This window comes from Pseudomonas taiwanensis (assembly GCF_013393345.1).
GTDB lineage: Bacteria > Pseudomonadota > Gammaproteobacteria > Pseudomonadales > Pseudomonadaceae > Metapseudomonas > Metapseudomonas resinovorans_C.
This window is the reverse complement of the sequence record NZ_QJRF01000070.1, coordinates 211,536-237,495: the sequence shown is the minus strand read 5'-3', so window position 1 is coordinate 237,495 and position 25,960 is coordinate 211,536. Positions and strand designations below refer to the sequence as shown.

Annotated in this window: 26 protein-coding genes and 1 other RNA gene; 22 read left to right on the top strand and 5 right to left on the bottom strand. The window is 62.4% G+C overall.

Features of this window, described 5'->3' with window-relative positions; genetic code table 11:
- Positions 1-206 precede the first annotated feature (206 nt).
- Complete coding sequence (locus DM872_RS23995; RefSeq protein WP_179061766.1) at positions 207-1,346, top strand: acyl-CoA dehydrogenase family protein; 1,140 nt, start codon at positions 207-209, stop codon at positions 1,344-1,346.
- A 45-nt stretch (positions 1,347-1,391) separates the two neighbouring features.
- Here DM872_RS23995 and DM872_RS23990 read toward each other — a convergent pair whose 3' ends face one another.
- Positions 1,392-2,429: an NADP(H)-dependent aldo-keto reductase gene (locus tag DM872_RS23990; RefSeq protein WP_179061765.1), complete on the bottom strand. Its 1,038-nt coding sequence runs from the start codon at positions 2,427-2,429 to the stop codon at positions 1,392-1,394.
- Positions 2,430-2,704: 275 nt separating this feature from the next.
- Between DM872_RS23990 and rplM the strand changes: the two genes are divergently transcribed.
- The 7 genes from rplM (at position 2,705) to DM872_RS23955 (ending at position 7,528) form a co-directional block, all read left to right on the top strand.
- The gene (gene rplM / locus DM872_RS23985) at positions 2,705-3,133 is read left to right on the top strand and encodes a 50S ribosomal protein L13 (RefSeq protein WP_016490991.1); all 429 of its coding nucleotides are present in this window, start codon (positions 2,705-2,707) and stop codon (positions 3,131-3,133) included.
- A 15-nt stretch (positions 3,134-3,148) separates the two neighbouring features.
- Positions 3,149-3,541 carry a 30S ribosomal protein S9 gene (gene rpsI / locus DM872_RS23980; RefSeq protein WP_003448478.1) on the top strand — a complete coding sequence of 131 codons (393 nt, stop codon included), beginning with the start codon at positions 3,149-3,151 and terminating at the stop codon, positions 3,539-3,541.
- A 254-nt stretch (positions 3,542-3,795) separates the two neighbouring features.
- Entirely contained in the window at positions 3,796-4,389 is a 594-nt protein-coding gene (gene petA, locus DM872_RS23975) for a ubiquinol-cytochrome c reductase iron-sulfur subunit (protein WP_179061764.1), read from the top strand.
- Positions 4,389-5,600, top strand: coding sequence for a cytochrome b (locus tag DM872_RS23970; RefSeq protein ID WP_179061763.1), 1,212 nt, complete (start codon positions 4,389-4,391; stop codon positions 5,598-5,600). The genes petA and DM872_RS23970 overlap by 1 nt, the downstream gene beginning before the upstream one ends.
- The gene (locus DM872_RS23965) at positions 5,600-6,382 is read left to right on the top strand and encodes a cytochrome c1 (protein ID WP_179061762.1); all 783 of its coding nucleotides are present in this window, start codon (positions 5,600-5,602) and stop codon (positions 6,380-6,382) included. Before DM872_RS23970 ends, DM872_RS23965 begins: the two co-directional genes overlap by 1 nt.
- Before the next feature lie 89 nt (positions 6,383-6,471).
- Entirely contained in the window at positions 6,472-7,089 is a 618-nt protein-coding gene (locus DM872_RS23960) for a glutathione S-transferase N-terminal domain-containing protein (protein WP_179061761.1), read from the top strand.
- Positions 7,090-7,099: 10 nt separating this feature from the next.
- Positions 7,100-7,528: a ClpXP protease specificity-enhancing factor gene (locus DM872_RS23955; protein WP_179061760.1), complete on the top strand. Its 429-nt coding sequence runs from the start codon at positions 7,100-7,102 to the stop codon at positions 7,526-7,528.
- Positions 7,529-7,575: 47 nt separating this feature from the next.
- On the opposite strand, the gene DM872_RS23950 is transcribed toward DM872_RS23955, so the two are convergent.
- Genes DM872_RS23950 through DM872_RS23935 form a run of 4 tightly spaced genes read right to left on the bottom strand, consistent with a single transcriptional unit; the run spans position 7,576 to position 10,901 of the window.
- Positions 7,576-8,106 (bottom strand): BON domain-containing protein, encoded by a 531-nt coding sequence (locus tag DM872_RS23950; protein ID WP_179061759.1) that lies wholly within the window; start codon positions 8,104-8,106, stop codon positions 7,576-7,578.
- The gene (locus tag DM872_RS23945) at positions 8,103-8,696 is read right to left on the bottom strand and encodes a phosphoheptose isomerase (protein ID WP_077526499.1); all 594 of its coding nucleotides are present in this window, start codon (positions 8,694-8,696) and stop codon (positions 8,103-8,105) included. Before DM872_RS23945 ends, DM872_RS23950 begins: the two co-directional genes overlap by 4 nt.
- A 28-nt stretch (positions 8,697-8,724) precedes the next feature.
- A complete protein-coding gene (locus tag DM872_RS23940) occupies positions 8,725-9,093 on the bottom strand; it encodes a YraN family protein (RefSeq protein ID WP_179061758.1) in 369 nt (122 codons plus the stop codon).
- Complete coding sequence (locus DM872_RS23935) at positions 9,090-10,901, bottom strand: penicillin-binding protein activator (RefSeq protein WP_179061757.1); 1,812 nt, start codon at positions 10,899-10,901, stop codon at positions 9,090-9,092. Before DM872_RS23935 ends, DM872_RS23940 begins: the two co-directional genes overlap by 4 nt.
- Positions 10,902-11,021: 120 nt before the next feature.
- Between DM872_RS23935 and rsmI the strand changes: the two genes are divergently transcribed.
- The 14 genes from rsmI to DM872_RS23865 all read left to right on the top strand — a co-directional run bounded on the left by rsmI (position 11,022) and on the right by DM872_RS23865 (position 25,959).
- On the top strand, positions 11,022-11,894 hold the full coding sequence (gene rsmI / locus DM872_RS23930) for a 16S rRNA (cytidine(1402)-2'-O)-methyltransferase (RefSeq protein ID WP_179061756.1): 873 nt from the start codon (positions 11,022-11,024) through the stop codon (positions 11,892-11,894).
- 40 nt (positions 11,895-11,934) lie between these two features.
- An RNA gene (gene rnpB / locus DM872_RS23925) (RNase P RNA component class A) lies at positions 11,935-12,292 on the top strand.
- A 317-nt stretch (positions 12,293-12,609) separates the two neighbouring features.
- A complete protein-coding gene (gene mraZ, locus DM872_RS23920; protein ID WP_179061755.1) occupies positions 12,610-13,065 on the top strand; it encodes a division/cell wall cluster transcriptional repressor MraZ in 456 nt (151 codons plus the stop codon).
- Positions 13,062-14,009: a 16S rRNA (cytosine(1402)-N(4))-methyltransferase RsmH gene (rsmH, locus tag DM872_RS23915; RefSeq protein ID WP_179061754.1), complete on the top strand. Its 948-nt coding sequence runs from the start codon at positions 13,062-13,064 to the stop codon at positions 14,007-14,009. The genes mraZ and rsmH overlap by 4 nt, the downstream gene beginning before the upstream one ends.
- Positions 14,006-14,299 carry a cell division protein FtsL gene (gene ftsL, locus DM872_RS23910; protein WP_077526487.1) on the top strand — a complete coding sequence of 98 codons (294 nt, stop codon included), beginning with the start codon at positions 14,006-14,008 and terminating at the stop codon, positions 14,297-14,299. The genes rsmH and ftsL overlap by 4 nt, the downstream gene beginning before the upstream one ends.
- Entirely contained in the window at positions 14,296-16,029 is a 1,734-nt protein-coding gene (locus tag DM872_RS23905; protein WP_373273737.1) for a peptidoglycan D,D-transpeptidase FtsI family protein, read from the top strand. Before ftsL ends, DM872_RS23905 begins: the two co-directional genes overlap by 4 nt.
- Positions 16,029-17,492 (top strand): UDP-N-acetylmuramoyl-L-alanyl-D-glutamate--2,6-diaminopimelate ligase, encoded by a 1,464-nt coding sequence (murE, locus tag DM872_RS23900; RefSeq protein WP_179061753.1) that lies wholly within the window; start codon positions 16,029-16,031, stop codon positions 17,490-17,492. Before DM872_RS23905 ends, murE begins: the two co-directional genes overlap by 1 nt.
- Positions 17,485-18,849, top strand: a complete 1,365-nt coding sequence (locus DM872_RS23895; protein ID WP_179061752.1) for a UDP-N-acetylmuramoyl-tripeptide--D-alanyl-D-alanine ligase — start codon at positions 17,485-17,487, stop codon at positions 18,847-18,849. The genes murE and DM872_RS23895 overlap by 8 nt, the downstream gene beginning before the upstream one ends.
- 2 nt (positions 18,850-18,851) lie before the next feature.
- A complete protein-coding gene (gene mraY, locus DM872_RS23890; RefSeq protein WP_179061751.1) occupies positions 18,852-19,934 on the top strand; it encodes a phospho-N-acetylmuramoyl-pentapeptide-transferase in 1,083 nt (360 codons plus the stop codon).
- A gap of 6 nt (positions 19,935-19,940) precedes the next feature.
- Entirely contained in the window at positions 19,941-21,287 is a 1,347-nt protein-coding gene (gene murD / locus DM872_RS23885; RefSeq protein ID WP_179061750.1) for a UDP-N-acetylmuramoyl-L-alanine--D-glutamate ligase, read from the top strand.
- Complete coding sequence (ftsW, locus tag DM872_RS23880) at positions 21,287-22,495, top strand: putative lipid II flippase FtsW (protein WP_179061749.1); 1,209 nt, start codon at positions 21,287-21,289, stop codon at positions 22,493-22,495. Before murD ends, ftsW begins: the two co-directional genes overlap by 1 nt.
- Positions 22,492-23,562 carry an undecaprenyldiphospho-muramoylpentapeptide beta-N-acetylglucosaminyltransferase gene (murG, locus tag DM872_RS23875; protein WP_179061748.1) on the top strand — a complete coding sequence of 357 codons (1,071 nt, stop codon included), beginning with the start codon at positions 22,492-22,494 and terminating at the stop codon, positions 23,560-23,562. The genes ftsW and murG overlap by 4 nt, the downstream gene beginning before the upstream one ends.
- Positions 23,555-25,015: a UDP-N-acetylmuramate--L-alanine ligase gene (gene murC / locus DM872_RS23870; protein WP_179061747.1), complete on the top strand. Its 1,461-nt coding sequence runs from the start codon at positions 23,555-23,557 to the stop codon at positions 25,013-25,015. Before murG ends, murC begins: the two co-directional genes overlap by 8 nt.
- Positions 25,012-25,959, top strand: coding sequence for a D-alanine--D-alanine ligase (locus DM872_RS23865; RefSeq protein ID WP_179061746.1), 948 nt, complete (start codon positions 25,012-25,014; stop codon positions 25,957-25,959). The genes murC and DM872_RS23865 overlap by 4 nt, the downstream gene beginning before the upstream one ends.
- The last annotated feature ends 1 nt before the right edge of the window (position 25,960 follow it).

The following is a 25,960-nucleotide window of genomic DNA, read 5'->3' as shown; positions in this document are numbered from 1 at the left end:
CGATGGCCAGGATGCTGACCTGTCGAAGGTTGGGGGACTGCGTAATACTCATGGTGTTGTTCTTATTAGGGGAAAGCGGTCATTCTGCGGCTGGATCGTCTTATTTTTTGTCCTAAGTGTCCAGTATGGCGGGGCAGGGTACTGACCTAGAGTCGATGGCCTCCGAACCCCACATACACAACAAAAAATCATTCCAAGGTGATGCCATGATCCCAAGAACCCTGTTCAGCTCCGATCACGAGCTATTCCGCGATAGCGTGCGCAAGTTCCTCGAGCAGGAGGCAGTGCCTTACCACCATCAGTGGGAAAAGGACGGTCACATCGATCGCACCCTGTGGAACAAGGCAGGCGAAGCCGGAATGCTCTGCTCGCATATCCCGGAGGAGTACGGCGGGATGGGCGCTGATTTCCTCTACAGCGCCGTGGTCATCGAAGAAATCGGCCGCCTGGGACTGACCGGTATCGGTTTCTCGCTTCACTCCGACATCGTCGCGCCCTACATCCTTCACTACGGTTCCGAGGCGCAGAAGCTGAAGTACCTGCCCAAGCTGGTCAGTGGCGAGCTGGTGACGGCCATCGCCATGACCGAGCCGGGTGCCGGTTCCGACCTCCAGGGTGTGAAGACTACTGCGGTGCTGGATGGCGATGAGTACGTCATCAACGGTTCCAAGACCTTCATCACCAACGGGTTCCTTGCCGATCTGGTCATCGTGGTGGCCAAGACCGACCCAAAGGCAGGTGCCAAGGGCACCAGCCTGTTCCTGGTCGAAGCGGGAGCGCCGGGTTTCGCCAAGGGCAAGCGTCTGGAAAAAGTCGGCATGAAGGCCCAGGACACCTCCGAACTGTTCTTCCAGGATGTGCGGGTGCCAAAGGAGAATCTGCTGGGCCAGGCCGGCATGGGCTTCGCCTATCTGATGCAGGAACTCCCACAAGAGCGCCTGACGGTCGGCATCGGCGCCCTGGCTTCCGCCGAGGCCGCGCTCAACTGGACCCTGGATTACACCCGCGAGCGAAAGGCGTTCGGCAAATCGGTCGCCGAATTCCAGAACACCCGTTTCAAGCTGGCGGAGATGGCAACTGAAATCCAGATTGGTCGTGTATTCGTCGATCGCTGCCTGGAGCTGCACCTGCAAGGCAAGCTGGATGTACCGACCGCCGCGATGCTGAAGTACTGGGGCACCGATCTGCAGTGCAAGGTACTGGACGAATGCGTACAGCTGCACGGCGGTTACGGCTTCATGTGGGAATACGCGGTAGCGCGGGCCTGGGCGGACGCGCGCGTGCAACGGATCTATGCCGGGACCAACGAGATCATGAAGGAGATCATCGCCCGTTCCCTGGTGTGAGTCCCTTGCAAAAAAAAGCCCGGCAATTGCCGGGCTTTCTCGTTCTCAGGGGGCCGGATTCGGCTGGTCCCTGTGGATGGCGGCAATACCTTCCAGTACATCTTCGGACAGGGTCAGCTCGGCACTGCGCAGGTTCGCCTCCAGTTGCTCAAGGGAGGTGGCGCCAATGATGTTGCTGGTCACGAAGGGCTGCGCGGTAACGAAGGCCAGCGCCATTTGTGCAGGGTCCAGGCCGTGTTCCCGGGCGAGTTGCACATAGCGCGAGCAGGCTGCCTGGGACTGCGGGTTGGTGTAGCGGGTGAAGCGGCTGAACAGGGTGATCCGGGCATTGGCTGGCCGTGCGCCGTTCTCGTATTTGCCGGAGAGCATGCCGAATGCCATGGGCGAATAGGCCAGCAGACCGCATTGCTCACGCATCGCCACTTCGGCCAGGCCCACTTCGAAGCTGCGGTTGAGCAGGTTGTAGGGGTTCTGGATGGAAACAGTGCGTGGCAGGCCAAGCTGATCGGCGAGCTGTAGGAACTTCATGGTGCCCCAAGGCGTTTCGTTGGACAGGCCGATATGGCGGATCTTGCCCGCCTTGACCTGCTCACCGAGCACTTCGAGGGTTTCCTGCAGGGAGGTGAACGTTTCCTCCTTGTGCTCGTAGCCGAGCTGACCGAAGAAGTTGGTGCTGCGCTCGGGCCAGTGCAGCTGGTAGAGGTCGATCCAGTCCGTCTGCAGGCGCTTGAGGCTGGCATCCAGCGCCGCGGTGATGTGCTGGCGATTGTGTTTGAGGTTGCCGCCGCGGATATGGCTGATGCCATTTCCCGGTCCGGCCACCTTGCTCGCCAGCACCCAGTTGGCGCGGTCGCGATGCCTGGCGAACCAGTTGCCGATGATGGTTTCGGTGGCGCTGTAGGTTTCCGCGCGGGGTGGTACCGGATACATCTCCGCCGTGTCCATGAAATTGATGCCGTAGCCTTTGGCGCGTTCGATCTGGGCGAAGGCTTCCGACTCGGTGTTCTGCTCGCCCCAGGTCATGGTGCCCAGGCAAAGGCTGCTGACCTTGAGATCAGTGCGGCCAAGTTGGCGGTATTCCATCGCTGCCTCCTGCGTTTTTGTAAAGGATGCATGAAATCAGGTTGAAATTTTTCCTGCAATCGGCATAATTCCGCGGCTTTCTTTGCGGGGATGCCTAGCCTGCGAAGAAGGAAGGTGGGGATGCCTAGCCCGCCGAAAAACCTTTTGCCGTAGCGGACGCGCTGACCCGAGCCCCCGATAGCGTCTGTTTCCGGCTGTCCCTGACTTGTCAGGGCGAGCACTATTCAGTAAGATCCGCCGTCTTATTTTCAGGGCGGCCCCTGAGGCTATAGCGAATGAAGACTTTTACTGCAAAACCGGAAACTGTTAAGCGCGACTGGTACGTCGTCGACGCTGCAGGTCAGACCCTGGGTCGTCTGGCCACCGAAATTGCCAGCCGTCTGCGTGGCAAGCACAAGCCCGAATACACCCCTCACGTTGACACCGGCGACTACATCGTCGTGATCAATGCCGAGCAGGTTCGTGTTACCGGTGCCAAGACCACCGACAAGATGTACTACTCGCACTCCGGTTTCCCGGGTGGCATCAAGGAAATCAACTTCGAGAAGCTGATTGCCAAGGCCCCTGAGCGCGTGATCGAGACCGCGGTTAAAGGCATGCTGCCGAAGAACCCGCTGGGCCGCGACATGTATCGCAAGCTGAAGGTGTACAAGGGTGCTGTTCACCCGCACACCGCTCAGCAGCCCCAAGAACTGAAGATTTAACGGGATAAGTTCATTATGTCGGCGACTCAAAATTACGGCACCGGCCGTCGTAAGACTGCTACCGCTCGCGTCTTCCTGCGTCCGGGCACTGGCAAGATTTCCATCAACAACCGCAGCCTGGATACCTTCTTCGGCCGCGAAACCGCTCGCATGGTCGTGCGTCAGCCGCTGGAGCTGACCGAGACTGTCGAGAAGTTCGACATCTACGTTACCGTCGTTGGCGGTGGTGTAAGCGGTCAGGCCGGTGCTATCCGCCACGGCATCACCCGCGCCCTGATCGAATACGACGAGACCCTGCGCAGCCCGCTGCGTAAGGCCGGCTACGTAACTCGCGATGCTCGCGAAGTTGAACGTAAGAAAGTCGGTCTGCGTAAAGCGCGTAAGCGTCCGCAGTACTCCAAGCGTTAATTCAACGCTTGCGAAAAACGCCCAGTTTCTTCGGAGCTGGGCGTTTTTTTATGCGCGAAGATTTTGTCCGTGCGACAGCTTGTCGCACGTGCGAATCCCCCGCCAATCAAGGCTTTCGGACTATTTGTATCCGGCTATTACCTTGTCAGGTAAGGGGCTTTTCTTTACCATTTGGCGAATTTTTTGCGCGGCTCGATTTTTTACTTAGTAGAGGCCTGAACAACAGGCCACAGAAGCTGATGGGAGACGACTGAATGAGCAATGACGGCGTGAATGCAGGCCGGCGTCGCTTCCTCGTAGCGGCCACGTCCGTGGTTGGTGCGGCGGGAGCGGTGGGGGCTGCGGTCCCGTTCGTGGGGTCATGGCTGCCCAGTGCCAAGGCCAAGGCCGCGGGTGCACCGGTCAAGGTGAATATAAGCAAGGTCGAGGCAGGCCAGCAGATCATTGCCGAATGGCGTGGTCAGCCGGTGTTCATCGTGCGTCGTACCGAAGAGATCCTGGCGAACCTGCCGAAGATCCACGACCGCATGGCAGACCCTGAGTCCAAGGCATCGGTTCAACCGACCTATGTGGACCCGGTCAGCCGTTCGATCAAGCCGGAAATCCTGGTACTGGTCGGTATCTGCACCCACCTGGGCTGCTCGCCGTCCTTCCGCCCGGAAGTTGCCCCGGCTGACCTGGGTTCCGAGTGGGTTGGTGGCTACTTCTGCCCCTGCCATGGCTCTCGCTACGACCTCGCCGGCCGTGTCTACAAGGCGCAACCCGCGCCGATCAACCTGCCGGTGCCGCCGTACTCGTATGAGACGGATGACGTCATCATCGTCGGTGTGGACCAGGAGAAGGCCTGATGAGCAAATTCATGGAATGGGTCGATGCGCGCTTCCCCGCGACCAAGATGTGGGAAGACCATCTGAGCAAGTACTACGCGCCGAAGAACTTCAACTTCTTCTACTTCTTCGGTTCGCTGGCACTGCTGGTACTGGTAAACCAGATCCTCACCGGCATCTGGCTGACCATGAGCTTCACTCCGTCCGCCGAAGAAGCCTTTGCGTCCGTCGAGTACATCATGCGCGACGTGGAGTACGGCTGGATCATTCGCTACCTGCACTCCACCGGTGCATCGGCGTTCTTCATCGTTGTCTACCTGCACATGTTCCGCGGTCTGCTCTACGGCTCCTACCAGAAGCCGCGTGAGCTGGTGTGGATCTTCGGCATGCTGATCTACCTCGCCCTGATGGCCGAGGCCTTCATGGGCTACCTGCTGCCCTGGGGCCAGATGTCCTACTGGGGTGCCCAGGTGATCATCTCGCTGTTCGGCGCCATCCCTGTCGTGGGCGATGACCTGACTCAGTGGATCCGTGGTGACTACCTGATTTCCGGCATCACCCTGAACCGCTTCTTCGCGCTGCACGTGATCGCCCTGCCGATCGTGCTGCTTGGCCTGGTTGTGCTGCACATCCTGGCCCTGCACGAAGTGGGTTCGAACAACCCGGACGGCGTGGACATCAAGAAGAAGAAGGACGAGAACGGCATTCCGCTCGACGGTATCGCGTTCCACCCCTACTACTCCGTGAAAGATATCGTCGGCGTGGTGGTGTTCCTCTTCGTGTTCTGCTTCGTGGTGTTCTTCTTCCCGGAAATGGGTGGTTACTTCCTCGAGAAGCCGAACTTCGAACAGGCCAACCCGTTCAAGACTCCTGAGCACATCGCACCGGTTTGGTACTTCACTCCGTTCTACGCGATCCTCCGTGCGGTACCGGACAAGCTCCTCGGCGTTATCGCCATGGGTGCTGCGATCGCCGTGCTGTTCGTGCTGCCGTGGCTGGACCGTAGCCCGGTGAAGTCCATGCGCTACAAAGGCTGGCTGAGCAAGATCTGGCTGCTGGTGTTCTGCATCTCCTTCGTCATCCTGGGCGTACTGGGTGTTCTGGCTCCGACTCCGGGCCGTACCCTGCTGTCCCAGGTCTGCACCATCCTGTACTTCGCGTACTTCATCCTGATGCCGTTCTACACAAGGATGGAAAAAACCAAACCGGTACCGGAAAGGGTGACAGGCTGATGAAAAAGCTATTTGCTGCATTTGTTTTCGCTGCACTGCCGGCTCTTTCCTTCGCCGCCGGTGGTCATGATGTGCATCTGGACAAGGTCGATATCGACGTGACCGACAAGGCTGCCATGCAGGACGGCGCGCGTACCTTCGCGAACTACTGCATGGGCTGCCACAGTGCCAAGTTCCAGCGCTATGAGCGTGTGGGCAAGGACCTGGGCATTCCGGAAGACCTCATGCTGCAGAACCTGGTACTCACCGGTGCCAAGATCGGCGATCACATGAAGATCGGCATGCAGCCGCAGGACGCCAAGACCTGGTTCGGCGCTGCACCGCCGGACCTGACCCTGGTTGCCCGCGTGCGTGGCACCGACTGGCTGTACAGCTACCTGCGTTCGTTCTATGAAGATCCTGCGCGTCCGTGGGGCGTGAACAACAAGGTCTTCCCGAACGTCGGCATGCCGAACGTCCTGGTCAGCCTGCAAGGTCGTCAGATCGTTGGTTGCAAGCAGGTTCAAGCGGTTGAGGACGGCAAGAAGCAGTTCGATCCGCTGACGGGTGCGCCGCTGACCCATGAAGCCTGTGATCAGCTGACCGTAGTACCGAAGACCGGCAAGCTGACCGAAGCTGAGTTCGATGAGAAGGTCCAGAACCTGGTGACCTTCCTCGCGTACTCCGCCAACCCGGTCAAGCTGGAAAGCCAGCGCATCGGTGCCTACGTACTGCTGTATCTGGCGTTCTTCTTCGTGTTCGCCTACCTGCTCAAGCGCGAGTACTGGAAGGACGTGCACTGATACACTGCTGCACTGTTGCAAGAAGCGCGCGCCCTTATTGGGCGCGCGCTTCTTTCTGCCCCTGAATTTTCCAATGTGAGGAGGACGCAATGGCCGTCACCAACAGGCTGGCCTGTTACTCCGACCCCGCCGACCACTACTCCCATCGTGTGCGTATCGTGCTCGCCGAGAAGGGCGTCGCCGCCGAGATCATCAATGTCGAGCCGGGCCGTTGCCCGCCCAAGCTGGCCGAGGTCAATCCGTACGGCAGCGTTCCGACCCTGGTTGATCGGGACCTGGCGCTTTACGAGTCCACGGTCGTAATGGAGTACCTGGAAGAGCGTTACCCCCATCCTCCGCTGCTGCCGGTCTATCCCGTGGCGCGCGCCAATACCCGCCTGCTCATACATCGCGTGCAGCGTGACTGGTGTTCGCTGGTAGATCGCATCCTCGATTCGCGTAACAAGGAGGCCGACAAGGCCGTCGCGCGCAAGGAGCTGCGTGAGAGCCTGACCGGCGTATCGCCGCTATTTGCGGACAAGCCATATTTTCTAAGCGAAGATTTCAGTCTGGTGGATTGCTGCCTGCTGCCGATTCTCTGGCGCCTTCCCCTGCTGGGCATCGAGTTGCCGCGGCCGGCCAAGCCTCTTCTGGACTACATGGAGCGCGCGTTTGCTCGTGACTCCTTCCAGTCCAGCCTATCCGCCGCCGAACGCGACATGCGCTGAGGAGACCAAGATGAATTCCAGTCGTCCCTACCTCGTCCGTGCCCTCTACGAGTGGATCGTCGACAACGATTGCACCCCGCACCTGTTGGTCAATGCTGAGCACGTCGGCGTGCGGGTTCCGCCCGGCTACGCCAATGATGGCCAGATCGTGCTCAACGTTTCCCCGAGTGCGGTGCGCCATCTCCACATGGACAACGAGGCGGTGAGCTTCGAAGGCCGTTTCGGTGGCGTTGCCCACAGCCTCTACGTTCCTTCCGCCGCAGTGATGGCCATCTACGCGCGCGAGAACGGCCAGGGCATGGTCTTCGATCTGGAGCCCCCGCTGCCTGGTGATGATCCGGAACCGGAGGATGACGGCCCGTCGGGTGGCGAGCCGCCGAGTTCGGGAGGCGAACCGTCGCGCCCCAGTGGGCGTCCCAGCCTCAAAGTGGTCAAGTAATAAAAAAGGCGATCCTCGGATCGCCTTTTTCATGTCTGCCCGTAAGGTCAGTTGGTGTACTCGAAGAGCCGGACGATCTTCTGCACCCCAGAAACGTTCTGGACAATGCTGGTGGCCAGTTGGGCTTCCTGGCGGGTAACCAGGCCCAGCAGATAAACGATGCCGTTCTCGGTGATCACCTTGATCTGCGAGCTGGGGACCTTGCCGTCGGCCAGCAGCTGGGTGGTGATCTTGGTGGTGATGGTGCTGTCGTTCATGCGCGCCAGGGTGGAAGAGGGCGGCAGCACTTGCAGCTCGTTGTGCACACGACGAACACCCTGGGCGGACTGGGCAGCCTGGCCGGCCAGTTCCTTCAGGTCGGCACGCGGCGTCTGACCAGCAAGCAGCACGACGCCGTTGTAGCTGGAGACGACGATGTGCGAGTTGGTCTTCAGATCAGGGCTGGCCGCCTCGACCTTGGCGCGTACTTTCGATGGCATGGACTGGTCATCGATGGTCTTGCCGATGGTGCGGCCACCGCAGCCGGAGAGCGCGAGGCAGAGGGCCAGGCCGGCGAGTATCAGTGGGGAACGGATCATTCTTCACTCCCAAACAGTTGACGGTCGATCAGGTCGCAGAGGCAATGGATGGACAGCAGGTGTACTTCCTGGATTCGTGCGGTGATCTTGGACGGCACACGAATTTCCACGTCCTCCGGAAGCAGCAGGGATGCCATGCCGCCGCCGTCGCGGCCGGTCAGGGCAACCACCACCATTTCGCGGTCGTGGGCGGCCTGGATGGCCTGGATCACGTTGGCGGAGTTGCCACTGGTAGAGATGGCCAGCAGCACGTCGCCGGGTTGGCCCAGGGCACGGATCTGCTTGGAAAAGACTTCGTTGTAGCTGTAGTCGTTGGCGATGGAGGTAATGGTCGAACTGTCGGTAGTCAGCGCAATTGCGGGCAGGCTCGGGCGCTCGCGTTCGAAGCGATTGAGCAGTTCCGAGGAGAAGTGCTGGGCGTCGCCGGCCGAGCCGCCGTTGCCGCAGGACAGTATCTTGCCCTCATTGAGCAGCGCGTGGACCATCACCATGCTGCCGTGCTCGATGTGCGGGGCCAGCACTTCCATGGCTTGCAGCTTGGTGTCGATGCTGGCCTGGAAGAGTTGGCGAATACGGGGTTGCATGTCCATCGGGTTAGACCTTCAGTGGGGCGACCGATCAGGTGTCGAAGGCATTCTTCAGCCAGGTCAGTCGCGGGGGTGAGTCACCGTCCATTGCATGGACGGCAATCACATCAAATCGACAAGGGTATTTTGCCCAGCGGGATTCCTGCTGGAGGAACTGTTGGGCGGCGTATGCCAGTTTTTCGCGCTTGCGGACATCGACGCTCTCGAGGGCACCGCCCCAGCCGGCATGACGCCGGTAGCGGACTTCGGCGAATACTACTGTATCGCCGTCGAGCATGACCAGATCGAGCTCGCCGCGTCGGCACAGCCAGTTCTGGGACAGCAAGCGCAGTCCGTTGGCTTCGAGATGATCGCGGGCAAGGGCTTCCGCCGCTTGCCCGCGGGCACGCCGGTCAATCAAGAGTCGCTGTCTTTCAGGCGCTGGACCTGGCCGTCGCGGAACTCGGCCCAGGGAAGCTGGCGCTCCACGCGACGAGCGGGATTGAGAGTGAGGCGGCCCGAAAGGCCATCCACCTGGGTTTCCGGCAGGGCTTTCAGTTGCGCGAGGCGCGGAGCGAGACGATAGGCGTCAGCACCCATTGCATAGAGGCGGCCCAGGCTGCCGCCGGCCTGTGGCCATTGGCTCCCCACCTGCTGGCGGAGCGGGTCGTCGCCGTTCAGCAGCCAGGGGGTTTCGCAGAAGCGGATGCCGTTGAGGTCCTGATACTGGGCCGGGTCATTGCTCGCCGAATAGAGGTGGGAAGTGGCGTAGACGGGTACATCGCCAGCGTACTGGAAGGCCAGCGTCGGCTTGATCTGCTGGGCTTGCTGCGGCGTTGCGGCGAGGAAGATGAAGTCCACATCCTGGCGACGCGCTGGTTGCGCCGCGACTGGAACGCCCAGGGTGCCCTGCAGGCGCTTGGCGCGCGCTTCGCTCTGGCGAAGCTGGAACAGGTCGGCGATCTGTTGGGCCAGGGCTACAGGTTGGTCGACGTGCTCTGCGGCGATCAGACGGCCGCCTTCGGCTTGCCAGCTCTGCTGGAAGGCGCGCAGTACGCGATCGCCCCATTCGCTACGGGGAACCAGTGCCACGGCGCTGCGCATGCCATCGGCCCAGGCGCGGCGGGCGACCTCGCGGGCTTCGTCTTCGGCGGCAAGGCCGAACTGGAAGAGCTGGGCAGGAGCTTCCTGGCCGGAATCGCTGTAGTTCAGGGCAAGGGTGGTGATGGGGAGTTGCTCGCGGGTGCTGAGTTGCTTGACCAGCGGCTTCTCGAGCGGGCCGACGACCAGTTGCACGCCATCGGCCTGAGCCTGGCGGTAGAAGTCATCGATGGAGGTCAGCTTGGAGCTGTCGTAGATCTCGATGGACGGTTGCGGCTGTCCGGATTGCTCGGCCTGGTAATGGGCGGCCAGGAAACCGTCACGCAGGGCGCGCGAGACCGACGCCAGTTGGCCTTCCTGGGGCAGGAGCAGGGCAATCTTGGTCAGTGGCTGGCCGGCAATTTCCTTCAACTTGGTCAGGGCTTGGGGGAGCTGTTTGGCGGCTGGGTGCTCCGGATTCTGTGCGCGCCAGTTGTCGATCGCTGCCTGCTGCTGCTCCAGCGTCGAGGAGGTCTTGGTCAGGCGTGCCAGTTCCAGCCAGCCGGCCAGGTCCTTGTCGCCCCCACCTTGCAGTTGGTCGAGCGGGAGGCTGGAAACCAGTGCCCAGATGGCTTCATGGTTGCTGCTGGCGGCTTCACCACTCAGCAGCGGGGCGATGAATACGCGCTCGCGAGCGGCTGCGAGGGTCTGGCCGTCGGCTTCCAGGGCGCGGGCGCGAACCAGTTGCGTGCGCACCTGCTGCTCTACCGGCAATTCGGCCAGGTGGTCGAGGCTGGGGTGGCTCAGGGCCTTCAGCGCGCTTTTGGGCTGGTTGCGGGCCATGGCCAGTTCCGCGGCCAGGGTGCTGGCGAAGATCTGCTGCGCCGGTTTCATGCTGTCGAGCGGGATCTGCTCCAGGATGCGAGCGGAACGGCCGATGTCCTGCTGCTTGTACGCAAGGTCAGCAGCAGACAGGCGGAGCAGTACGGCTTCTTCCGGCTCGGCTTGGCTGGCTTGCTGCAGCAGTTGCTCGATGCTGGCCTGGGGTGTGCGGGGCAGTTCGCCAAGGCTGGACGAGGGCGAACTGGCGCAGGCAGCCAGCAGGCCAGCGAGGCAGAGGGCGGAGAGCGGACGCAGGCAAGCGATCATTTATCGGTCCCGATACTCGTTAAAGAAAGGTGCGATTGTACCCAAGCCCCGGTTGAGGCGCGATGTCGGGCCGGTGAATCGGGATACAATGCGCGCTTTCAGTCTTTTCCGAGGTGCCTTGTGACTCTTTCTTCCGCCAGCGGCAGTGCGGTCGGTACGCTTTATGTGGTCGCAACGCCCATCGGCAACCTCGACGACATCACTGCCCGGGCCCTCCGAGTGTTGCGGGACGTAAAGCTGATCGCTGCCGAGGACACGCGCCACTCGGTTCGCCTGTTGCAACACTTCGGCATAGAAACGCCGCTGGCCGCCTGCCACGAGCACAACGAACGTGACCAGGGCGGGCGCTTCCTGTCGCGACTGCAAGCCGGGGATGATGTCGCGCTGATCTCCGACGCGGGCACTCCGCTGATCTCCGATCCGGGTTTTCATCTGGTGCGCCAGGCTCGTGCGGCCGGCATTCCTGTCGTTCCCGTACCGGGCGCCTGTGCGTTGATCGCAGCGTTGTCGTCGGCTGGCCTGCCTTCGGATCGATTCATCTTCGAGGGCTTTCTCCCCGCCAAGGCCACTGCTCGCCGTGGCCGGTTGGAGGGCATAAAGGAAGAGCCGCGAACGCTCATCTTCTATGAAGCGCCTCATCGTCTCCTGGAGTCCCTGGAGGATATGCGGGGCGTATTTGGCGGCGATCGTCCGGCGGTGCTGGCGAGGGAATTGACCAAGACCTTCGAGACCTTGAAGGGGGCGCCATTGGAAGAGTTGTGTGCCTGGGTGGCGGCGGACTCGAATCAGCAACGTGGCGAATGCGTGGTGTTGGTCGGTGGCTGGCAAGCGCCGGAAGGCGAGGGTGCCTTGAGTGCGGAGGCGTTGCGGGTGCTGGATCTTCTTCTGGCCGAACTGCCCGTCAAGCGGGCCGCTGCGTTGGCTGCCGAGATCACGGGGGTGCGCAAGAACCTGCTCTATCAGGCGGCCTTGGAGCGTCAGGCGGATGTCTGAGCTTGTTCTTGAGGGCGCCTGCCGTTAACCTTGGCGGCGGAGAGTCGATCGGACAGTCGCTGTCTCATTTCGTTCTACGATTTGAGAGGGAGGAAAGTCCGGGCTCCATAGGGCGGAGTGCCAGGTAACGCCTGGGAGGCGCAAGCCTACGGAAAGTGCCACAGAAAATAACCGCCTAAGCGCGCAAGCGCCGGTAAGGGTGAAAAGGTGCGGTAAGAGCGCACCGCACGACTGGTAACAGTTCGTGGCTAGGCAAACCCCACTCGGAGCAAGACCAAATAGGAATCCATGGCGCGGCCCGCGTCGGATTCGGGTAGGTTGCTAAAGGCTGTCAGTGATGGCAGCCGTAGATGAATGACTGTCCTCGACAGAACCCGGCTTACAGATCGACTCTCTGCTTTTTCTCTTCTCGCGTTAGCTCTTCTCCGCTCTTTGTCCCGCCTTCGAAATACCGAAAAGATCTTACTCTTAACAAATTACTTTAAGTTCGAAGTTCAGCTTCTTGTAAGTGCTGGATTTTGCTTCTCCTTTGCCCCTCCAAAACCGCCCAAATGCCTTCCGAACCCTCGCTAAATTGCCGTCCTGTAAGGAGTTTTCCGCTTTTCCGCGCCTTGACGGTGGGGCTAGCGCATTTCTATAGTGTGCGGAAGTGGAGCGAAGTGGGTAGAAGTGGGATTTACTGGCACGGAAAGCCAATCAAAGGGGAAGCGCAGCCTTGTTTCGCGGAGCTAACGCCATCAGTCTCGACGCCAAAGGGCGACTCGCGATGCCAAGTCGGTATCGGGACGAGCTCGTTTCGCGTTGTGGTGGGCAGCTCATCGTCACAATCGACGCCGTCGATCCCTGTTTGACTGTCTACCCCCTGCCTGAATGGGAACTCATTGAAGCCAAGCTGAGAGAGCTGCCCTCCCTGCGCGAGGAAACTCGCCGCCTGCAACGCCTGCTGATCGGTAATGCCGTGGACCTGGAGCTGGATGGCGCCGGGCGCTTTCTGGTTCCTCCGCGCCTGCGCGAGTACGCCGGATTGGACAAGCGGGCCATGCTGGTCGGCCAACTGAACAAATTTCAACTGTGGGATGAGGATGCCTGGACCGCGATTTCCGAGGCAGACCTCATGGCAATCAAACAGCCCGGCGGTCTGCCGGACGAACTACGTGACCTGATCCTGTGAGCGCAACCAGCACCTTCCGCCATATCACCGTACTGCTCGAAGAGGCAGTGGAAGGCCTCGCCCTGCGCGCAGACGGCTGCTACCTCGACGGCACGTTCGGGCGCGGAGGGCATAGCCGGCTCATCCTGGAGCGGCTGGGGCCTGGAGGTCGCTTGCTGGGGTTCGACAAAGACCCGCAAGCGATTGCGACGGGGCAAGCTCTGGCGGCCGATGACGGCCGCTTTGTCATTGTGCAAAGGAGCTTTGCCGAGCTTGGCGACGAAGTGCGCACGCGCGCGCTTGCCGGGCAGGTTGACGGCGTTCTGCTGGACCTTGGCGTGTCTTCCCCGCAGCTTGACGATCCGGAGCGTGGCTTCAGCTTCCTGAACGATGGCCCCCTGGATATGCGCATGAACCCTGATCGCGGCCAAAGCGCTGCGCAGTGGATTGCCAGTGCCAGCGAGGACGAAATCGCCCGTGTCTTCAAAGACTATGGCGAAGAGCGATTCGCCAAGCGTATGGCGCGTGCCGTCGTGCAGCGCCGTGCCGAGAAGCCTTTCGAACGTACCGCCGACCTGGCAGCTGTGCTGACTGTTGCCAATCCGGCGTGGGAGAAAGGCAAGAATCCCGCTACCCGCGCCTTCCAGGGCATTCGTATTCATGTCAACAATGAGCTGGGCGACCTGGAGCAGGGGCTGGATGCTGCGCTCGAAGCGCTCGCTGTCGGTGGTCGCCTGGTGGTGATCAGCTTCCATTCCCTGGAAGACCGCATCGTCAAACAGTTCATGCGCAAGCACGCCAAGGGCGAGGCAGACAAGCTTCCCCGCGACCTGCCGATCCGCCTGGCTACCTTCGAACCGCGCCTGAAACTGCTCGGCAAGCCCCAGTACGCCTCCGATGAAGAGCTCAAGGCGAATCCGCGCTCGCGCAGCGCCGTCATGCGTGTGGCGGAGAAGCTGCGATGAGCCGCCTCTACGCCAAACCCCTTCCGGGCGGCAGCCTGATCATGCTGCTGCTGTTCGTCGGCGTGCTGTTCTCCGCTATCGCGGTGTCCTACAGCGCCCATTGGAATCGCAAACTGCTCAACGAGCTGTATGCGGAACTCAGCGTGCGCGACAAGGCCCAGGCCGAGTGGGGGCGCCTGGTACTCGAGCAAAGCACCTGGACTGCGCATAACCGCATTGAATCCCTGGCCAGCGAACAGCTGAAGATGCGCATCCCCGATCCGGCAGAAGTGCGGATGGTGGCGCAATGATGAAGCTGGAAGGCGCACTCTACCCCTGGCGTTTCCGGGTGGTGCTGGGTCTTCTCGCCATCATGGTCGGCGCGATTTCCTGGCGCATCGTCGACCTGCATGTGATCGACCATGACTTCCTCAAGGCTCACGGCGATGCGCGCAGCGTGCGGCACATCCCGATTCCTGCCCACCGCGGTCTGATCACCGACCGCAACGGGGAGCCGCTGGCCGTAAGTACCCCGGTCACTACCCTCTGGACCAATCCGAAGGACCTCATGGCGCTGCGCGACGAGTGGCCGCGGATCGCGCAGTCCCTCGGCCAGGACCCGAAAGCCTTTGCCCAGCGCATCGAGCAGAACGCCAATCGCGAGTTCATGTACCTGGTGCGTGGCCTGACGCCGGAACAGGGGCAGGCCATCATGGCCAACAAGGCGCCTGGCGTGTATGGCATCGAGGAATTCCGCCGCTTCTATCCGGCCGGCGAAGTGACCGCGCATGTAGTGGGCTTTACCGACGTCGATGACCGTGGTCGCGAAGGCGTCGAGCTGTCGTTCGACGAGTGGCTGGCCGGTGTGCCGGGCAAGCGCCAGGTTCTCAAGGATCGCCGTGGTCGCCTGATCAAGGATGTCCAGGTCGCTCGCAACGCAAAACCCGGCAAGACTCTCGCACTGTCCATCGACCTGCGCCTGCAGTACCTCGCCCATCGGGAGCTGCGCAACGCCCTGGTGGAGAACGGTGCCAAGGCGGGCAGCCTCGTGATCGTCGATGTGAAGACGGGCGAAGTGCTGGCGATGGCCAACCAGCCCACCTACAACCCGAACAACCGCCGCAACCTGCAACCTGCAGCGATGCGTAACCGCGCGATGATCGACGTGTTCGAGCCAGGCTCGACCGTGAAACCGATTTCCATGTCCGCTGCCCTGCAGTCCGGCCGCTGGAAGCCCGAGGACAAGGTCGAGGTCTACCCCGGTTCGCTGCAGATCGGCCGTTACACCATCAAGGACGTATCCAAGACCGAGGGCCCGATCCTCGACCTGACCGGCATCTTGATCAACTCCAGTAACGTCGGCATGAGCAAGATCGCCTTCGACATTGGCGGCGAGGCCATTTACGACACCATGCGCAAGTTGGGCATGGGCCAGGACACCGGCCTCGGCTTCCCCGGCGAGCGCGTAGGCAACCTGCCCAACCATCGCGAGTGGCGCAAGGCGGAGACCGCGACGCTGTCTTATGGCTACGGCCTCTCGACCACGGCGATTCAGCTGGTCCATGCATACGCGACGCTGGCCAACAATGGCGTGGCCGTACCGCTGTCCATGACTCGCGTGGACAGCATTCCCGACGGTGCACAGGTAATTCCCGCCGATGTGGCCAAAACGATGCAGGGCATGCTGCAACAAGTGGTCGAAGCACCGCGCGGCGTGTTCCGCGCCCAGGTGCCGGGTTACCACGTGTCCGGCAAGAGTGGTACGGCGCGTAAAGCCAGCGTAGGAACCAAGGGCTACACCCAGAACGCCTATCGCTCGCTCTTCGCGGGCTTCGGTCCTTCCACCAATCCGCGTATCGCGATGGTGGTGGTGATCGACGAGCCCAGCAAGGCGGGCTACTTCGGCGGCCTGGTTTCGGCCCCGGTATTTGGCAAGGTCATGGCGGGTGCGTTGCGACTGATGAACATCGCGCCGGACAACCTGCCCACCGAGGAACAACAGACCGCGAATGCGGCCACCGGCAAAGGAGGGCGGATCTGATGCCCATGCCACTGAACCAGTTACTGTCCCAGGCGCAAAGCGCCACGTTGATCCGCGAACTGACCCTGGATAGCCGCAAGGTACGTCCGGGCGATCTGTTCCTGGCGATTCCCGGCGCCCAGCACGATGGTCGCGCCCATATTGCTGACGCTGTCGCTCGCGGTGCCGTCGCCATCGCCTATGAAACCGCCGGTGCCGAGGTGCCTGAAGTTGCCGGTGCTGAGCTCATTCCTGTCAAAGGCCTGGCCAACCAGCTTTCGGCCATTGCTGGACGCTTCTATGGCGAGCCTAGCCGTGCACTGCGGCTGGTCGGCGTCACCGGGACCAACGGCAAGACCAGTGTCAGCCAACTGCTGGCACAGGCACTCGACCAACTGGGCGAGCGCTGCGGCATTGTCGGCACCCTGGGCACCGGTTTTTACGGCGAGCTGGAAAGCGGCCGCCATACCACGCCTGACCCGCTTGCCGTGCAGGCCACGCTGGCCAATCTGAAACAGGCCGGCGCGCGCGCCGTGGCCATGGAAGTTTCGTCCCACGGTTTGGAACAAGGGCGTGTAGCCGCACTGGATTTCGACGTGGCAGCGTTCACCAACCTGTCCCGTGACCACCTGGACTACCACGGCTCGATGGAGGCCTACGCGGCCGCCAAGTCCAAGCTGTTCAGCTGGCCCAACCTGCGGGCCCGGGTGATCAACCTGGACGACGCGTTGGGACGCAAACTGGCAGCGGAACAGCATGAGTCGCGGCTGTTCAGCTATAGCCTGGAAGACCCCAGCGCCTTCATTTATTGCCGCGAAGCCCACTTCGACGATCACGGCGTCCGCGCCCAGCTGGTTACCCATCAAGGCGAAGGCCTGCTGCGCAGCCCGTTGCTGGGTCGCTTCAACCTGAGCAACCTGTTGGCCGTGGTGGGCGCTCTGCTTGCCATGGATTACCCGCTGGTGGATGTGCTCGGCGTCCTGCCGTCGTTGCAAGGCCCCGTCGGGCGGATGCAGCGACTTGGCGGCGGCGAGAAGCCGTTGGTAGTCGTGGACTACGCACATACCCCGGATGCCCTGGAAAAGGTCCTGCAAGCCCTGCGTCCCCATGTTCGCGGAAGCCTGCTCTGCCTGTTTGGCTGTGGCGGTGATCGTGATCGTGGCAAGCGCCCGATCATGGCGGCCGTCGCTGAGCAGCTGGCCGACCGGGTTCTGGTAACCGACGACAACCCGCGCACTGAAGACCCTGCTCAGATTTTCGCCGACATTCGTCCCGGCTTCACTGCCCTGGACAAGGTCGAGTTCGTCGCTGGCCGTGGCCTGGCGATTGCCCGATTGATCGGCACTGCTGGCGTGGACGATGTCGTCCTGCTGGCCGGCAAGGGCCATGAGGATTACCAGGAGATCGCTGGCGTACGCCATTCCTTCTCCGATCTCGATGAAGCCGCCAAGGCACTGGATGCCTGGGAGGTGCCCCATGCTTAAACCCTTCCAGCTGTCTGAACTGCTTGGGCCGTTGCAGGCTGAACTGATCGGTGCGGACGTGGCGTTCAGCAGCGTCTCCAGTGATAGCCGCAAGATTGAAGCCGGGCAGTTGTTCATCGCGCTGGTCGGCCCGCGTTTCGACGGCCATGACTATCTTGCCGATGTAGCCGCCCAAGGCGCCGTCGCAGCCCTGGTACAGCGCAAGGTGGCGAATGCGCCGATCCCGCAACTCCTGGTCGCCGACACCCGCGAAGGGCTGGGTCGCCTGGGCGCCTACAATCGCGACGGTTTCACCGGTCGCGTGGCCGCGGTGACGGGCTCCAGCGGCAAGACCACGGTCAAGGAGATGCTTGCCAGTATCCTGCGTACCCAGGGTTCCGTGCTGGCCACCCGTGGCAACCTGAACAACGATCTCGGCGTGCCCCTGACCCTGCTGGAACTTGGTTCCGAGCACGACAGTGCGGTGATCGAGCTGGGCGCGTCGCGCGTCGGCGAAATCCTCTACACCGTAGGCCTGACCCGGCCACAGGTGGCGATCCTCAACAACGCCGGTACTGCCCACGTGGGTGAGTTCGGTGGTCCGGAAAGGATCGTCGAGGCCAAGGGCGAGATTCTCGAGGGCCTGCCTGCTGATGGTGTGGCGATCCTCAATCGCGATGACCGCGCCTTTGCAATCTGGCACAGGCGTGCAGCCGGTCGCACGGTGCTGAGCTTTGCCCTCGCTGACGCCGGGGCGGACCTGCGAGCCGAAAACATTACCCGCGATGCCCGTGGATGCATGGCCTTCAGCCTTCGTGGCGTAGCCGGCGAGGCGGACATCCAGCTCAACCTGTTGGGGACGCACAACGTCGCCAATGCACTGGCCGCCGCCGCCGCTGCGCACGCCCTTGGCGTGCCGCTGGTCGGGATCAAGGCCGGCCTGGAAAACCTGCAGCCTGTCAAAGGCCGCGCCGTAGCGCAGCTCGCCACCAGCGGCATGCGCGTAATCGACGACAGCTACAACGCCAACCCCGCGTCGATGCTGGCCGCCGTTGATATACTCGCCGGCTTTTCCGGCCGCACCGTCCTGGTGCTCGGGGATATGGGCGAGCTTGGCGATTGGGCCGAGCAAGGACACCGCGAAGTCGGTGAATACGCTCGCGGCAAAGTCAGTGCCCTGTATGCCGTTGGCCCGCTGATGGCGCACGCCGTCACTGCCTTCGGTTCCCAGGGACGCCACTTCGCCGACCAGGCCAGCCTGATCCAGGCACTGGTCAGCGAGCAGGACAAAAACACCACAATTCTGATCAAAGGCTCCCGCAGCGCGGCGATGGACAAAGTCGTCGCGGCATTCTGCGGGACGGGGGAGGCTCACTAATCATGCTGCTGCTGCTCGCTGAGTACCTGCAACAGTTCTATAAAGGGTTCGGTGTATTCCAGTACCTGACCCTGCGCGGGATTCTCGGCGTCCTGACAGCGCTGTCGCTGTCGCTCTGGCTCGGTCCCTGGATGATCCGCACCCTGCAGATCCGCCAGATCGGCCAGGCCGTACGTAACGACGGCCCGCAATCGCACCTGTCGAAATCTGGCACGCCGACCATGGGTGGCGCGCTGATCCTGACCGCCATCGCCATCAGCACACTGCTTTGGGCGGACCTGTCCAATCGTTATGTCTGGGTGGTGCTGGCCGTGACCCTGGCGTTCGGCGCCATTGGCTGGGTGGATGACTACCGCAAGGTGATCGAGAAGAACTCCCGTGGCCTGCCGAGCCGCTGGAAGTATTTCTGGCAATCGGTGTTTGGCATCGCTGCTGCGATCTTCCTTTATGTGACCGCGAGCACTCCGGCCGAGACCACGCTGATCCTGCCGCTGGTGAAGAACATCGAGATCCCGCTGGGCATCGGCTTCGTGGTGCTGACCTACTTCGTGATCGTCGGCTCCAGCAACGCGGTCAACCTGACTGACGGCCTCGACGGCCTGGCGATCATGCCGACCGTGATGGTCGGCGGCGCGCTGGGGATCTTCTGCTACCTGTCGGGCAACATCAAATTCGCTGACTACCTGCTGATCCCTTACGTACCGGGCGCGGGCGAGCTGATCGTGTTCTGTGCCGCCCTGGTGGGCGCCGGTCTCGGCTTCCTCTGGTTCAACACCTACCCGGCCCAGGTGTTCATGGGCGACGTGGGCGCTCTCGCCCTGGGCGCGGCGCTGGGCACCATCGCCGTGATCGTGCGCCAGGAAGTGGTGCTGTTCATCATGGGTGGCGTCTTTGTGATGGAGACGCTCTCGGTGATGATCCAGGTAGCCTCGTTCAAGCTGACCGGTCGTCGTGTATTCCGCATGGCCCCTATCCATCACCACTTCGAGCTGAAAGGCTGGCCCGAACCCCGGGTCATCGTACGGTTCTGGATCATCACCGTGATCCTGGTCCTGGTGGGCCTTGCCACCCTGAAACTGAGGTAACCGAGAGTGACGTTGATCGCTTCCGACCAGTTCCGCATCGTTGTCGGCCTCGGCAAGAGCGGCATGTCCCTGGTGCGCTTCCTGGCGCGGCAGGGCGTTCCGTTTGCCGTGGCCGATACCCGCGCGAACCCGCCGGAACTGGCGACGCTGCAAAGCCAGTTCCCGCAGGTGGAAGTGCGTTGTGGCGAGCTCGATCCGGATTTCCTCAGTCGCGCCAGCGAGCTTTACGTGAGCCCCGGTCTTGCCCTGGCAACTCCGGCGCTGCAGGAAGCCGCGAGCCGCGGCACCAAGCTGTCCGGTGATATCGAACTGTTCACTCGCAATGCCAAGGCGCCGATCGTTGCCATCACCGGTTCGAACGCGAAGAGCACTGTCACCACCCTGGTGGGTGACATGGCTGCGGCTGCCGGCAAGCGCGTCGCCGTCGGCGGCAACCTCGGCACGCCGGCGCTGGACCTGCTGAATGATGACGTTGAGCTTTACGTGCTTGAGCTGTCCAGCTTCCAGCTGGAAACCACGGATCGCCTGAATGCCGAGGTGGCCACAGTCCTCAACGTCAGCGAAGACCATATGGACCGCTACGCCGACATGCAGGCCTATCACCTGGCCAAGCACCGTATCTTCCGGGGCGCGCGTCAGGTCGTGGTCAATCGTGGAGATGCCTTGTCGCGGCCGCTGGTAGCTGACCAGCTACCGTGCTGGACCTTCGGGCTTAACAAACCCGACTTCAAATCCTTCGGCTTGATCGAGGAAGAGGGCGAGAAGTTCCTGGCCTATCAATTCGACAAGCTGATGTCGGTACGCGAACTGAAAGTCCGTGGTGCCCACAACCAGTCCAACGCCCTGGCGGCGCTTGCACTGGGGCATGCGGTCGGTCTGCCGTTCGAACCGATGCTGGATACCCTGCGCACCTTCACCGGCCTGGCCCACCGTTGCCAGTGGGTCCGCGAGCTGCACGGTGTGTCCTACTACGACGACTCCAAGGCCACCAACGTCGGAGCGGCACTGGCTGCGATCGAAGGCCTGGGTGCCGACATCGATGGCAAGCTCGTGTTGATCGCGGGCGGTGACGGCAAAGGTGCCGACTTCTCCGCTCTCAAAACTCCGGTGGCAAGCTTCTGCCGTGCCGTCGTGCTGCTGGGGCGCGATGCGGAACTGATTGCCGAAGCCTTGGGTCATGCCGTACCGCTGGTGCGGGTCAAAACCTTGGATGACGCTGTGCAGCGTTGCGCCGAACTCGCTGAAGCGGGGGATGCGGTGCTGTTGTCGCCGGCATGCGCCAGCCTGGACATGTTCAAGAACTTCGAAGAACGCGGGCGCCTCTTCGCCCAGGCCGCGGAGGGACTTTCCTGATGCTGGCCCGTCTGCTCGCCGCCCCGTCGCCGCTGCGCAGTCGCCGCGGAATCGACATCGACTTCCCGCTGCTGGCCGGCTGCCTGTCGCTGCTGGGCCTGGGCCTGGTGATGATCACCTCGGCTTCGTCGGAAGTGGCTGCGGCGCAGTCCGGCAACCCGCTGTACCACATGATCCGCCACCTGATTTACCTGGCGATCGGTCTTGGCGCGGCGCTGGTTACCCTGCAGATCCCCATGGCCTTCTGGCAGCGCCACGGCGCGCGGCTGATGCTCGCGGCCATCATTCTGCTGGTGCTCGTACTGCTGCCGGGCATCGGCCGCGAAATCAACGGCGCCAAGCGCTGGATCGGCTTCGGTCTGTTCAACCTGCAACCGTCCGAGCTGGCCAAACTGTTCACCGTGATGTTCATCGCCGGCTACATGGTGCGTCGCCAGGATGAAGTTCGCGAGAAGCTGACCGGCTTCATCAAGCCCATGCTGGTTCTGGGTCCGATCGCCGTACTGCTGCTGGCCGAGCCGGACTTCGGCGCCACCGTGGTGCTGGTTGGTTCCTGCATCGCGATGCTCTTCCTGGGCGGTATCAACCTGGTTCGCTTCATCCCCCTGGCAGGCGCGGTACTGGCTGCCGGCGTCCTGGTAATGACCAGCCAGAGTTACCGGATGCAGCGTCTGACCAACTTCGTGGACCCCTGGGCCGACCAGTACGGCGCCGGCTATCAGCTGAGCCAGGCGTTGATCGCTTTCGGTCGCGGCGAATGGTTTGGCGTCGGTCTGGGCAACAGCATCCAGAAGCAGTTCTACCTGCCGGAGGCCCATACCGACTTCGTGTTCGCCGTGCTCGCCGAAGAGCTTGGAATGCTGGGTGCACTGGCAACGGTCGGCCTGTTCGTCTTCGTCAGTGTCCGAGCCCTCTACATCGGTCTGTGGGCCGAGAAGGCGCGCCAGTATTTCTCCGCCTACGTCGCCTACGGCCTCGCTTTCCTCTGGATCGGCCAGGTGTTGATCAACATCGGCGTGAACGTCGGTCTGCTGCCGACCAAGGGCCTGACCCTGCCGTTCCTCAGCTATGGCGGCAGCTCTCTAGTGATCTGCTGCGTCAGCCTGGCCTTGTTACTGCGTATCGAATGGGAGCGGCGTACCCAATTGGGCAATGAGGAAGTGGAATTCGTCGAAAGCGATTTCTTCGACGAGGAGGTGCGCCCATGAGCGGCAATGTGCTGATCATGGCCGGCGGCACCGGCGGCCACGTATTCCCGGCCCTGGCTTGCGCTCGTGAGTTCCAGGCGCGCGGGTTCAAGGTGCATTGGCTCGGTACGCCGAAGGGAATCGAGAACGAGTTGGTACCCCAGGCGGGCCTGCCGCTGCACCTCATTCAAGTGAGCGGCCTGCGCGGCAAGGGGCTGAAGTCTTTGCTCAAGGCACCCTTCGAGTTGCTCAAGTCGCTGTTCCAGGCACGCCGAATCGTGCGTGAACTGAAACCCGTCTGCGTACTCGGCATGGGCGGCTATGTCACCGGTCCCGGTGGACTGGCAGCACGCCTGTCCGGTGTGCCGCTGATCATCCACGAGCAGAACGCCGTGGCGGGGACCGCCAATCGCAGTCTGGTGCCTCTTGCCAGCCGCGTGTGCGAGGCCTTCCCCGATACCTTCGGACAAAGCGACAAACGGCGCACCACCGGCAACCCGGTGCGCGAGGAGCTGTTCCTGGAAACGCCACGTGACGCTCTGGCAGGACGCAAGCCGCGCCTGCTGGTGCTGGGCGGCAGTCTGGGCGCCGAGCCGTTGAACAAATTGCTGCCGGAAGCGCTGGCGAAGGTCCCTGCTGACCTGCGTCCGGAAGTGTTCCACCAGGCGGGTCGCAAGCATGACGAGATCACCGCGGAGCGTTATCGCGAAGCCGCGGTCGAAGCCGAAGTCGCACCCTTCATCAAGGACATGGCACGTGCCTATGCCTGGGCCGACCTGGTCATCTGCCGTGCAGGTGCCCTGACCGTGAGCGAATTGGCCGCCGCCGGGCTGCCGTCGTTCCTGGTGCCGCTGCCCCATGCGATCGACGACCACCAGTCGCGCAATGCCGAATATCTGGCGAAGGAGGGCGCAGCTGTCCTTCTTCCGCAACATTCCACTGACGCGGCCAAGCTTGCCGCTCAGCTGACCGAGGTTCTGATGCAGCCCGAAAAACTCAAGGCCATGGGCACCACCGCCCGCCGTCTGGCCAAACCCGCCGCCACCCGCACCGTGGTCGAGATCTGCCTGGAGGTGGCCCATGGTTGAGAGCCAGAAAGCCATGCCCCAGCCGGAAATGCGCCGCATCCGCCGGATCCATTTCGTCGGTATCGGCGGCGTGGGCATGTGCGGGATCGCTGAAGTGCTGCTGAACCTGGGCTACCGCGTGTCCGGTTCCGACCTCAAGACCTCGGCGGTCACCGAGCGTCTGGAGAAGTTTGGTGCCCAGATCTTCATCGGCCACCGCGCCGAGAACGCTGAGCACGCCGATGTTCTGGTGGTGTCCAGCGCCGTGAACAAATCCAACCCCGAGGTTGCGGTTGCCCTGGAGCGCCGTATCCCGGTGGTACCGCGCGCCGAGATGCTGGCCGAACTGATGCGTTACCGTCACGGCATCGCCGTCGCCGGTACCCACGGCAAGACCACCACCACCAGCCTGATCGCTTCGGTGTTCGCTGCCGGTGGCCTTGATCCGACCTTCGTCATTGGCGGTCGTCTGAACGCTGCCGGCACCAACGCCCAGCTTGGAACCAGTCGCTATCTGGTAGCCGAGGCGGACGAGAGCGACGCCAGCTTCCTGCACCTGCAGCCGATGGTGGCCGTGGTCACCAACATCGACGCGGACCACATGAGCACCTACGAAGGGGACTTCAACAAGCTGAAGAAGACCTTCGTGGAGTTCCTCCACAACCTGCCGTTCTACGGGCTGGCCGTGCTTTGCGTGGATGACCCGGTCGTGCGCGAAATTCTGCCTCAGGTCGCACGTCCCACCGTGACCTACGGCTTCGCCGAAGACGCCGACGTACGCGCCATCAATGTTCGCCAGGAAGGCATGCGCACCTGGTTCACCGTCCTGCGCAAGGACCGCGAGCCGCTGGATGTCTCGGTGAACATGCCGGGTAACCACAATGTCCTGAATTCCCTCGCGACCATTGCCATTGCCACCGACGAAGGCATCAGCGACGAAGCCATCGTCCAGGGCCTTTCCGGCTTCCAGGGCGTGGGTCGACGCTTCCAGGTCTATGGCGAGCTGGAAATCGAAGGCGGCAGCGTGATGCTGGTGGACGACTACGGCCACCATCCCCGTGAAGTGGCTGCGGTGGTCAAGGCCGTTCGCGGCGGCTGGCCGGAGCGTCGCCTGGTGATGGTCTATCAGCCGCACCGCTATAGCCGGACCCGCGATCTCTACGACGATTTCGTGCAGGTCCTCGGCGAGGCCAACGTACTGCTGCTGATGGAGGTCTACCCGGCCGGCGAAGAGCCGATCCCCGGCGCCGACAGCCGTCAGCTGTGCCACAGCATCCGTCAGCGCGGCCAGTTGGACCCGATCTACATCGAGCGCGGCGTCGACCTGGCGCCCCTGGTCAAGCCGCTGCTGCGTCCCGGCGACATCCTGCTCTGCCAGGGTGCCGGCGACATCGGCGCGTTGGCCCCGCAACTGATCCAGAACCCGCTGTTTGGTGGCCAGTCTGACGACGCCACCAAGAGGAAGTCGAAATGAGCGCGCAATTGAAATCCACCCTCGAACCGGCTGCGTTCGGTCGGGTCGCCGTGCTCTACGGTGGCAAGAGCGCTGAGCGTGAAGTGTCGCTGAAATCCGGCGCGATGGTGCTGCAGGCCCTGCAGGCTGCTGGCGTGGACGCCTTCGGCATCGACGTGGGCGATGATCTGCTGCAGCGACTGCTGGCCGAGAAGATCGACCGCGCCTTCATCATCCTCCACGGCCGTGGCGGCGAAGACGGCAGCATGCAGGGCCTGTTGGAGTGCCTGGGCATTCCCTATACCGGCAGCGGCATCCTTGCCTCGGCCCTGGCGATGGACAAGCTCCGCACCAAGCAGCTGTGGATCAGCCTGGGTCTCCCGACCCCGCGCCATGCCGTGCTCGCCAGCGAGCAGGACTGCCGCCAGGCCGCAGAAGAACTGGGCTTCCCGCTGATCGTCAAACCAGCCCACGAAGGCTCCAGCATCGGCATGGCGAAGGTCGAGAACGTCGAGGCGCTTATCGAAGCCTGGCGCGCGGCTGGAACCTATGACCCGCAGGTCCTGGTGGAGCAGTGGATCCACGGTCCGGAGTTCACCGTCGCCTGGTTGCGCGGCGACGTACTGCCGCCTATCCGCCTTGGTACCCCGCACACCTTCTACGACTACGACGCCAAGTATTTGGCCAGTGACACCCGCTACCAGATCCCCTGTGGCCTGGATGCGGAAAAGGAAGAGGAGCTGAAGCAGCTCACCGCGCGCGCTTGTGAAACCCTCGGTATCCAGGGTTGGGCTCGCGCCGACGTGATGCAGGACGCCGAAGGGCGCTTCTGGCTCCTCGAAGTCAACACCGCACCAGGCATGACTGATCACAGCCTGGTGCCCATGGCCGCACGCGCCGCGGGCCTGGATTTCCAGCAACTGGTGCTGGCAATCCTGACCGACAGCGTCGAGGCAAGGGGCTGAT